Source organism: Aquiflexum sp., from assembly GCF_041751335.1.
Taxonomy (GTDB): domain Bacteria; phylum Bacteroidota; class Bacteroidia; order Cytophagales; family Cyclobacteriaceae; genus Aquiflexum.
The window spans coordinates 1-1,722 of record NZ_JBGSXS010000201.1 but is presented as its reverse complement, the minus strand read 5'-3'; the positions used below and the strand labels follow the sequence as shown (position 1 = coordinate 1,722).

General features: G+C 35.5%; 2 protein-coding genes. Both read right to left on the bottom strand.

Features of this window, described 5'->3' with window-relative positions:
* A partial coding sequence (locus ACEW8U_RS10980; RefSeq protein ID WP_373522086.1) for a DUF5131 family protein occupies positions 1-174 on the bottom strand: 174 nt, incomplete at its 3' end.
* 6 nt (positions 175-180) lie between these two features.
* Positions 181-1,302, bottom strand: a complete 1,122-nt coding sequence (gene tcmP, locus ACEW8U_RS10975) for a three-Cys-motif partner protein TcmP (protein ID WP_373522085.1) — start codon at positions 1,300-1,302, stop codon at positions 181-183.
* Between the last annotated feature and the right edge of the window lie 420 nt (positions 1,303-1,722).

The window sequence follows — 1,722 nt, the reverse complement described above, 5'->3', positions numbered from 1 at the left end:
ATCTTCATGGATCCTGACCTTTTTAAATCCATCTTTGTACTTTTCCACGCCCATGGCTTTCAGTCGCTTGGTCATGACTTCTGCATAGCAGAATTTGCAGCCTGTTGTGATCTTGGTACAGCCTGTGACAGGATTCCAAGTAAGTTCGGTCCATTCTATTGAGGTTTGTGCCACGGTAGTTCAGGTTAATTGGATGGAAATACGTTTAGGTCTATCACAATATTCGCCATAATTTATGTAATAAGAACCCTTCCTAGGTTTTTGTCCGTCATTTGATGTCACAATAATTTTATTCTGAGCAGCTAGCCCTTTTAATACCTCCACTGCATGAGTTGGTCTAAATCCTTGGTGAAGTGTAGCTTGGTAAATTTCACCATTGGATCTCGGTTCTTTCAAATAAGAGAGAAAAAAAATCTCCAATTTATTGACCTTATCAGCTTTAGAAGGACTAAATAGTGTTGGAGCATCAGGATTCTTATAAGTCCATCCCCTTCCCTGCTCAGAATCTATTTCCCATTTTGCTTCAAGCATTTTGTCAAAGCCATAAATGTGGCTGGTAAAAAAGAAAAGACAAAAATATTGATTAACATCTCTGGAGATGATAAATGTGTCCACGAAAAAATCATCACCAAGATAATTTCGAAAGGCTGATTTCAGGTTCTCGATGAAATCAATCCCCGTTGGAGAATTTGGCCATTTATCTTTTGGAACCAAATCCTCTATGAAAGCTTGTAGTGCCGTGGGAATCCCTTTTCTTTCAAACCTAAACATAAATTGCGTAGGCAGAAACAGTAAAACTTCTGCTTTTTTGGTCTGTAAAATTGATCTGATTTGGGAAGCTCTGACATCTTTATATCCATAGAGATCAATAAAGACAAAAGCTTTGGATTTCTTTGATTTGGATATTTGATTTACTATACCCGGCACAGCTTCGGCATAATCCACGTTTAGAAATCTCAAATCACCAAAAAAAGGATAATGCAACTTTTTACTTTCGACAATAGATTTGACCTTTTCTGTTTTCCAAGTTTCCAGGTCATTGAACACACAATCAACTTGAATTAGCTTCTGTCCTCCAGCCTGGTTTCTATAGTATATATCTTTGATAGCCTTCAAAAAAATGATTGGACTTCCCTCTCCTCCATTTTCATAAATCCCTTCCCCACAAAACAGATCGTAGAGATGGACTTTTTCAATGCCAGCCGCCCTGCTCAAGATGTTCAGGTATTTTTGAATGTACAAATTGAGCAACCTTACTTTTACTTCTGAATGCTCATACATGGTAGACTGCGAATCTTTCATTGTCAAACAATTGATTAATAAACAATAAGAAAATTTATTCCACCCAATTCTTCTTCTAAAATTTGAAATGAAATAGTTCAATAAAAATAAAAATTAAGTTTAAAGCATTCTAAAAAATTTGGATAACCTTCAACAATTTGAGGTTTTTTTTATTTTATGATTTAACGTCATTTAAGAAAAGGAAGAGAATTTTTAATTTGAAGTGTTCGTTTAGATTCAAACAGTAATGAAAAAATATTCATAGATATTAAGATATCTTTTTCGGTTAATGGCCGAAAATTGATTGGGTAATAGTTATTAATAAGCGATGGCTCGGTGGGCCCTCGTTTTTTTATGGATCTATTTTTTCTGGTATTGCAACCTTGGACCATCACAATACTCCCAGGTATTCATAAGCACTTGCTGATGGGTGATGACCAA